Here is an 8,600-nt window from a genome sequence, read left to right on the forward strand (position 1 = left end):
AAATAAGACGGGCGTAATTAACATTAAAAAATAGGTAATTAGATAGCTTAACTTTAAAACCGACTTTATCTAAATACCATAATTCCACTTTTTCCTTGAAGATACGAAAATAGCTCGACATCAATTACCCGTAAATTTTTTCGTTGTGAAGAAGCATGGCGAAATAGCACCTTTTCCCCTTCTCGAATCACAACCCCCACATGGGTAACATCCAATCCTGATGCTGAGGAATAAATACCAATGTAATCCCCTGTTTTTAACTGCTTCAGTAGTGCTCTATCAATAAATCGAGTTGGGACATAACTAATCACTCTTGGTGTTATTTTAACCGTAGCAATAATAGGGTCACCGTTACTTTTTTTATTAAGTTGTTTATTAACAAAAACCGTATGGGGGCTTAATTGAGCCGTTATATCAGAGACAACTTTATGCTCCCCTTCCGCCCAATCAGAAAAGAAATGACGACGTTGATTAAATGCGACTTTTGCATCGACATAGCGTACTTTTTCTAAATATGAGGCAAATTGTTCAGCATCATCCGCATGTTTAAAGGCTTCGCTATACTCAATAAATGTCATGCAATCAACGGCTTTCAAATCAATGATTAACCGTTCAGCAGAGAATGCATCCATATTTAAAGTGCGATTGTTGTACGGGGTGCCCAGCAAAATAGCGGTGGCATTCGCCATTTTTTGCTCCGCAGAACCACCTTGGCTGGCTGAAATCGCCTTCTCTAAAACGCCGTAAGATCCAGTGGTTAAGACCACTTCAGGCACTTCTGTCGCTTGAACGCTGCTTGAGCACAACCAAAAAATACCTAACAGCCACCCAAGCGGATTACATTTTTTCAAAAATGCCATATTCCCCTACTTGATTTTCATCTTAATGCCATCGACTAACTCATTATAGTTATTATTTATCATTCTGTTAGGCTGAAATGGTCACGATTACTCCCAAATTACTCTCCGATCCTCTTCTTGATTCAGATCACAGATATGTCGAAATCTTCATTTTGATCATTGCAACAATTGTTTTTTCATTGAACAATGTTACCGGTAACATAAAGAGTACTGTTTGTATAATGGAGCCATTATCATGAGCAAAAATATTTCTGACGTCACGCCTTCAACGAAGGTCAATGACCACATTTTACAGATCACCCAACGTATCATCGAGCGTTCTAAAGAGACTCGAAAAGCCTATCTCGAAAAAATTGAACAGGCTCGTAGCAGTACTGTGCATCGCGCTGAATTAGCGTGTGGGAATCTGGCTCATGGTTTTGCCGCCTGCCAAAGCGAAGAAAAAAGCATTCTCAAAAGCATGACCCGTTCCGATATCGCTATCATTAACTCCTATAACGACATGCTTTCCGCCCATCGCCCCTATGACCGCTACCCTGACCAGCTGAAACAAGCATTACTTGAAAATGGCGCCATCGGGCAAGTAGCCGCTGGTGTTCCTGCCATGTGTGATGGCGTTACCCAAGGACAAGATGGTATGGAGCTCTCATTACTGAGCCGCGATGTTATCGCGATGTCCACTGCCATCGGCCTTTCCCACAATATGTTCGATGGTGCGCTCTATTTAGGGATCTGCGACAAAATTGTTCCAGGGCTGATGATGGGCGCGCTCTCTTTTGGGCATCTACCCGCCGTTTTTGTCCCCGCAGGTCCTATGAGCACAGGCTTGCCCAACAAAGAAAAAGTGAGAATTCGTCAGCTATATGTTGAAGGAAAAGTGGATCGTAATGCATTACTTGATGCTGAAGCCGCGTCCTATCACAGCATTGGTACCTGCACATTTTACGGCACTGCAAACTCTAACCAAATGGTGATGGAAGTGATGGGACTACATTTACCTGGCTCTTCCTTTGTTCCGCCTGATTCCCCATTACGTGATGAACTCACTCGCGCTGCGGCTCGCCAAATTACACGTCTTACTGAGCAATCAGGAAATTATTTACCGATTGGTAAACTGGTTGATGAAAAAGTGATTGTAAATGGTATTGTGGCACTTCTGGCAACAGGGGGATCCACTAATCTCACCATGCATCTGGTGGCGATTGCACGCGCCGCCGGCATCATTATCAATTGGGATGATTTCTCTGATCTTTCTGCTGTCGTTCCGCTGATTTGCCGTATTTATCCAAATGGTCAAGCCGATATTAACCAATTCCAAGCGGCCGGTGGTGTTCAGTTGTTGATCCGCCAGCTCCTTGCTAAAGGTTTACTCCATGATGACGTTCACACCGTTGCCGGATTTGGGCTATCACGCTATACCCTCGAACCTTGGTTGGACAACGGTCAATTATCTTGGCGTGAAGGGGCAAAAAATTCTTATGATCTTGAAGTAATTGCTGATATTGATCATCCTTTCTCCCATCATGGTGGGACTAAACTACTATCTGGAAACCTCGGTCGCGCAGTGATGAAAACCTCAGCCGTTCCCGTTGAAAACCAAGTGATTGAAGCCCCTGCTATCGTGTTCAATAATCAAAATGATATTGCACCGCGTTTTGAAGCAGGCGAATTAGACAGAGACTGCGTGATTGTCGTTCGTTTCCAAGGGCCATCTGCGAATGGCATGCCTGAACTGCATAAATTAATGCCGCCACTCGGGGTATTATTGGACAAAGGCTATAAAGTGGCATTAGTCACTGATGGGCGACTGTCGGGCGCATCCGGTAAAGTGCCTTCCGCGATTCATGTCACCCCAGAAGCTTACAATGGCGGCTTACTCGCCAAAGTCCAAGATGGTGATTTAATTCGCGTTAATGCATTAACGGGAGAAATCGAGCTTCTCGTGGATGAACACATTTTATCCGCTCGTCAACCTTATCAAGCCGACCTGAGTGCAGAACGAGTGGGTTGTGGTCGAGAGCTGTTTGGTGCATTAAGACAACATTTATCTGGCGCCGAAGAAGGTGCTTGCAGCATTAATTTTTAATTTATACCGCTTAATAGGATTTATTATGAATAATTGGAAAATGACCGCTGAAGATGTTCTAAAACAAGGTCCTGTTGTTCCTGTCATTGTGATCAAAAAACTCGAGCAAGCCGTTCCTTTAGCAAAAGCCTTACTCAAAGGCGGTATCAAAGTATTGGAAGTCACGTTGAGAACGGAATGCGCTATCGAAGCTATCCGACTGATTGCTGAAGAAGTCCCTGAAGCGATTGTCGGCGCTGGTACTGTCATCAATGCAAAACAGCTAGCAGAAGTGACACAAGCGGGTGCGCAATTTGCTATCAGTCCCGGTTTAACGGACGAGTTATTAGCGGCTGCAAATCAAGGCAGCATTCCATTAATTCCTGGGATTTCCACCGTATCTGAATTAATGGCGGGCATGAACTATGGGCTTAAAGAATTCAAATTCTTCCCAGCCGAAGCCAATGGTGGCGTGAAAGCGCTCAAAGCAATTGCAGGACCTTTCTCTCAAGTTCGCTTCTGCCCAACTGGCGGGATCTCCCTCGCCAATTACCGTGATTATCTCTCGCTAGACAGCGTGTTATGTATTGGCGGCTCATGGTTGGTACCTGAAGATGCTCTGGAAAATGGCAACTACGATAAAATTACCGAATTAGCACAACAAGCAGTGCAAGGTGCTCTGTAATTGTTAAGTCATGAAGTGGGTCATTGACCCACTTTTAATCAACTAAACCGTAGAGATAGTGCGAAGAAATCGACGACAAAAGCGCTGATCTTCCGAGTAAGCAAACACATCTTCGACATACCCATCCAAAATGCGTTTTTGCAGTTTTTGCCAATAATCCGCGCTAAATAAATCTTGATGATGCAGCTGCAAATAGTCCCTGACTTTCGGATCTTGGCATAAGAATTGCGCAAACTCTTCGGGGAAAACATCTTGCTCTCGCACACTGTACCAAGGTTCGCCTGAGAGCTCTTGTTCAGGGTAGAGCGGCTCAGGGATATGGCGGAAATTCACCTCGGTCATATAGCAAATTTCATCATAATCATAAAATACCACCCGACCATGGCGTGTTACCCCAAAGTTTTTAAATAGCATATCCCCCGGGAAAATATTGGCGGCAGCCAGCTGCTTGATGGCGCAACCATATTCTTCTATCGCGTGATAAAGCTGCTCATCCGATGCCTCATCCATAAAAATATTCAGCGGGATCATCTTCCGCTCCATATAGAGATGACGAATTAATATTTTATCCCCCAAATCTTCAACCTGAGACGGCGCCTCCATCAGTAACTCGGTCATTAGCTCATCACTGACAAAACGCTTTTCAATAATAAAGTTTTCAAACTCTTGAGTATCCGCCATGCGCCCCACTCGGTCGTGCTCTTTGACCATTTGATAACACTCAAGCACTCTAGCTTTAGTCACTTCTTTTTGTGGCGCAAATTTATCTTTAATAATCTTAAATACCCGATCAAATGATGGCGCCGTAAACACCAACATCACCATCCCTTTCACACCGGGGGCAAGGGTAAATTGTTCTCGTGAAAAGTTTAAATACGCCAAATATTCTCGGTAATATTCTGTTTTACCATGCTTTTGACAACCAATCGCCATATACAATTCAGCGATTGATTTACTGGGTAAAATTTCACGTAACCAGAAAACTAACCCTGCGGGAAACGGGGCGTATACCATAAAGTAGGAACGAGCGAAGCCAAACACGATACTTGCGTCATCAAAGCCAGTTAAACACGCATCTACATACATTTTGCCGTCTTCATTATGGTGAATAGGCAATAAGAATGGGTAAACTTGATGATTGATATATAGCTTCCCAACTAACCATGCAGCTTTATTTCGGTAAAACAACTCATTCGCCACATGTAATTGGGCACTTTGCTCTACAATCTCAGGGAAGCGCTGCCTTAGTGTTTCCACAATACATTCAATATCAAAGGCTAAATCTCGCCACACCAAGCGAATCGGCAACCCGCTTAAGATCCCATTAAATACCGTTTCCATGTTCCCATTAAGCTTATATTCGCGAGCTAATGGCCTCGGTAAGGTGCAAAAGCGCCGAGCAGGTTGTGAAGTAAAGATAAACAGATTTTCTTGGGTTAACTCTCGATGTTGAAACAGTCGGCAATACACTGAATTAAAAAAACTTTCAGCAATTTCAAAACGTGGGTAATCCGGTAGCAATGTCGCATAGACCTGTTTGATCCTCGCCAAATTGTAGGGACTGAGCGATTGCACTAGCCCCATACATTGCAGCTGAGCAACGACAAGCCCCACATGATGGTCATACAGCTTTATCCTTTGTTTCATCGCGTGTTGAACCGCATGCCAATCCCCGCGTTCAAAGCGTTCTTGAGCACCCGATGTGATTTCAAGAAATCGCCCATATTGCGCATCAAAGCCCTGCAAAATGGTTTGAGCGATGATCTGTTCAGTTTCGAGGGTCATCTTCACTCTCCCAATAAAAAAACAGGCACTTGCGTGCCTGAAAACTCAAAAGATACACTTATGTCAACACACATACACCGAGCAATAGGAACCGTATATTTCTCCCCGATTAGAATTGCTCTTCTTCAGTCGAACCTGTTAATGCCGTGACTGAAGAGCTCCCCCCTTGAATCACCGTTGTCACCTTATCAAAATAGCCAGTTCCCACTTCTTGCTGATGAGAAGAGAAGGTATAGCCTTTATTGATAGCGGCGAATTCACATTCCTGTACTTTATCAACATAGTGTTTCATTCCCTCGCCTTGTGCGTAAGCGTGGGCAAGGTCGAACATGTTGAACCACATGCTGTGAATTCCCGCCAAGGTAATAAATTGGAAGCGATAGCCCATATCTGACAACTCTTGTTGGAAACGAGCAATGGTGCTGTCGTCCAAATTTTTCTTCCAATTAAATGAAGGAGAACAATTATAAGCCAGTAATTTTCCTGGGAATTTAGCGTGAATTGCCTCAGCAAATTGGCGCGCAGCTTCCAGATCTGGCTTGGAGGTTTCACACCAAACTAAATCAGCATAAGGGGCATAAGCTAAGCCTCGGCTAATCGCTTGCTCTATCCCTGCCGTGGTACGGAAGAAGCCTTCGGCCGTACGCTCACCAGTGATAAATGGCTCATCATAAGGGTCACAATCTGATGTTAGTAAATCAGCAGCGTCCGCATCCGTTCTAGCAACCAAGATAGTAGGAACACCTGAAACATCCGCCGCTAAGCGTGCTGCAACTAATTTTTGAATTGCTTCTTGGGTTGGAACTAAGACTTTCCCGCCCATATGGCCACATTTTTTCACTGCCGCCAATTGATCCTCAAAGTGCACCGCCGCTGCGCCCGCTTCAATCATATGCTTCATCAATTCAAACGCATTCAGAACCCCACCAAAGCCAGCCTCTGCATCCGCGACGATAGGTAAAAAGAAATCAATATATTCTTTATTATCGGGACCAATGCCATTCGCCCACTGAATTTGATCCGCACGACGGAATGTGTTGTTGATCCGCTGAACCACGTTAGGCACTGAGTCTACAGGATAGAGTGATTGGTCAGGGTACATGCTGGATGCCGAGTTCGCATCTGCCGCAACCTGCCAGCCAGAGAGATAAACAGCTTCAATCCCCGCTTTTGCTTGTTGCAATGCTTGCCCGCCAGTTAATGCACCTAATGCATTTACGTAGCCTTTCTTCGCGCCGCCATTCAGCTGTGCCCAAAAGCGTTCAGCACCTTTACGAGCTAATGTATGCTCAGGGTTGACCGAGCCACGTAATTTGATCACTTCTTCCGCCGTATATGGGCGCGTGATGCCTTTCCAGCGTGGTTTTTTCCACTCATTTTCCAATTGAGCAATCTGTTCTAAGCGCGATGTTGTCATGATTTACATCCTTTCTTGTTATCTGTCTTTGTAGGGTAATTGAGTGCTATCTCTATTCTTCAACTTGGCTAATCAAGCAATTGGTAGCCTGGTATAGTTAAGAACTCGATCAATTCATCTTGGGTTGTGATTCGGCGCATCAACTCACTAGCTTCTTTGAATCGCCCACTTTGAAAACGATGGTCGCCAAGCTCTTTCTGGATGACTTGCAACTCTTCATCCAGCATCTCTTCAAATAACTCTTTAGTGACTTTCATGCCGTTCGATAGTGATTTGCTATGACGGATCCACTGCCAAATTGATGTCCGCGAAATTTCAGCCGTCGCCGCATCCTCCATCAAACCGTAGATAGGTACACAGCCATTTCCTGAAATCCATGCTTCAATATATTGCACCGCCACTCGAATATTGGCGCGCATACCCGCTTCGGTTCTTTCGCCTTCACAAGGTTTTAGTAGCTGCTGCGCTGTAATTTCATCATCATTTTCACGTCTGATATTCAGCTGGTTTTTTCGCTCACCTAATGCTTCGTTGAAAACCGCCATGACGGTGTCTGCCAAACCTGGGTGTGCAATCCATGACCCATCATGACCATTACGCGCTTCCAACTCTTTATCCGCTTTCACTTTGGCGAGAATGGCTTGGTTTTCCTGCGCATCTTTGCTTGGAATAAAGGCGGACATTCCCCCCATTGCAAATGCACCGCGGCGATGACAGGTTTTGATCAGCAAACGTGAATAGGCACTTAGAAATTCCTGTGTCATTGTCACCGACTGTCTATCCGGTAAAACGCGGTCAGCGTGCTCTTTCAATGTTTTGATATAGCTGAAAATGTAGTCCCAGCGTCCACAGTTAAGCCCAACAATGTGATGACGCATGTGGTACAAAATTTCATCCATTTGAAAAACCGCTGGGAGTGTTTCAATTAACACGGTGGCTTTGATAGTCCCGCGTGGTAAGCCCACATAATCTTCTGCAGCACTAAACACATCGCTCCACCACTGCGCTTCCTGCCAAGATTCCAGCTTCGGAATATAGAAGTAAGGACCGCTCCCCTTCGCCAGTAATGCCTGATAGTTATTGAAAAAGTAGAGCGCGAAATCAAACAGCCCACCGGGGATCGGTTGATTATCGACAAGCACATGTTTTTCATCTAAATGCAGTCCACGCACTCGAGCTATCAATACGGCTGGGTTAGATTTCAGCTGATAAACTTTGCCATTTTCATTGGTATAGGAGATTTCGCCAGTGATCGCATCTCGTAGGTTAATTTGCCCGTCGATCAATCTTTCCCATGATGGCGATAGAGAGTCTTCAAAGTCAGCCATAAATACTTTTACGTTAGCATTCAATGCATTGATCACCATTTTCCGATCAACTGGCCCAGTAATTTCTATGCGACGATCTTGTAAATCATCAGGAATATTTTGAATTTTCCAGTCCGAATTTTTAATGGAATTAGATTCCATAATGAAATCAGGTAAATCACCTGCATCAATCTCTTTTTGACGATGCACTCTGTCTTTGAGTAGCTGCTCTCTTCTTGGCAAGAAACCTTCGACAAGATAAGAAAGAAAGCCAATAGAATCAGTACTTAATATTTGTTTTGCTTGCTGAGAAAATGCTTTCTTGAAGGTTAAATCTGAAATAGATAACTGCTGATCCATTGTTTTTTCCTCATTCATGGCTGGCTATGAATTAAGAGTAAACTTAAAAAACAAATAAATCAAAAACGGTTTCCATTTTAATTTATAATAAACATATCGTATTGATTATAAAGGAGTTAGA

General features: G+C 44.1%; 6 protein-coding genes. 2 read left to right on the top strand and 4 right to left on the bottom strand.

Annotation, left to right across the window (positions count from 1 at the left end; translation table 11 throughout):
- Nucleotides 1–65 precede the first annotated feature (65 nt).
- Nucleotides 66–860 carry an N-acetylmuramoyl-L-alanine amidase-like domain-containing protein gene (locus tag JK188_RS15085; RefSeq protein WP_211887914.1) on the bottom strand — a complete coding sequence of 265 codons (795 nt, stop codon included), beginning with the start codon at nucleotides 858–860 and terminating at the stop codon, nucleotides 66–68.
- A gap of 235 nt (nucleotides 861–1,095) precedes the next feature.
- On the opposite strand from JK188_RS15085, the gene edd reads away from it, so the two are divergent.
- Entirely contained in the window at nucleotides 1,096–2,946 is a 1,851-nt protein-coding gene (edd, locus tag JK188_RS15090) for a phosphogluconate dehydratase (RefSeq protein WP_211887915.1), read from the top strand.
- Between the two features lie 25 nt (nucleotides 2,947–2,971).
- Nucleotides 2,972–3,610 (top strand): bifunctional 4-hydroxy-2-oxoglutarate aldolase/2-dehydro-3-deoxy-phosphogluconate aldolase, encoded by a 639-nt coding sequence (locus tag JK188_RS15095; RefSeq protein ID WP_211887916.1) that lies wholly within the window; start codon nucleotides 2,972–2,974, stop codon nucleotides 3,608–3,610.
- Between the two features lie 42 nt (nucleotides 3,611–3,652).
- Here JK188_RS15095 and aceK read toward each other — a convergent pair whose 3' ends face one another.
- From aceK to aceB, 3 genes are all read right to left on the bottom strand, one after another.
- Entirely contained in the window at nucleotides 3,653–5,395 is a 1,743-nt protein-coding gene (gene aceK, locus JK188_RS15100; RefSeq protein ID WP_211887917.1) for a bifunctional isocitrate dehydrogenase kinase/phosphatase, read from the bottom strand.
- A 109-nt stretch (nucleotides 5,396–5,504) separates the two neighbouring features.
- Nucleotides 5,505–6,812 (bottom strand): isocitrate lyase, encoded by a 1,308-nt coding sequence (gene aceA / locus JK188_RS15105; protein ID WP_108479269.1) that lies wholly within the window; start codon nucleotides 6,810–6,812, stop codon nucleotides 5,505–5,507.
- 68 nt (nucleotides 6,813–6,880) lie between these two features.
- Complete coding sequence (gene aceB / locus JK188_RS15110; protein WP_211887918.1) at nucleotides 6,881–8,479, bottom strand: malate synthase A; 1,599 nt, start codon at nucleotides 8,477–8,479, stop codon at nucleotides 6,881–6,883.
- Between the last annotated feature and the right edge of the window lie 121 nt (nucleotides 8,480–8,600).

The sequence above is a fragment of the Providencia sp. JGM181 genome, from assembly GCF_018257375.1.
GTDB classification, from domain to species: domain Bacteria; phylum Pseudomonadota; class Gammaproteobacteria; order Enterobacterales; family Enterobacteriaceae; genus Providencia; species Providencia lanzhouensis.

Coding starts and splice junctions, on each gene's coding strand:
- JK188_RS15085 (WP_211887914.1), bottom strand. CDS start 860: ATGGCATTTTTGAAAAAATGTAATCCGCTTGGGTGGCTGTTAGGTATT.
- edd (WP_211887915.1), top strand. CDS start 1,096: ATGAGCAAAAATATTTCTGACGTCACGCCTTCAACGAAGGTCAATGAC.
- JK188_RS15095 (WP_211887916.1), top strand. CDS start 2,972: ATGAATAATTGGAAAATGACCGCTGAAGATGTTCTAAAACAAGGTCCT.
- aceK (WP_211887917.1), bottom strand. CDS start 5,395: ATGACCCTCGAAACTGAACAGATCATCGCTCAAACCATTTTGCAGGGC.
- aceA (WP_108479269.1), bottom strand. CDS start 6,812: ATGACAACATCGCGCTTAGAACAGATTGCTCAATTGGAAAATGAGTGG.
- aceB (WP_211887918.1), bottom strand. CDS start 8,479: ATGGATCAGCAGTTATCTATTTCAGATTTAACCTTCAAGAAAGCATTT.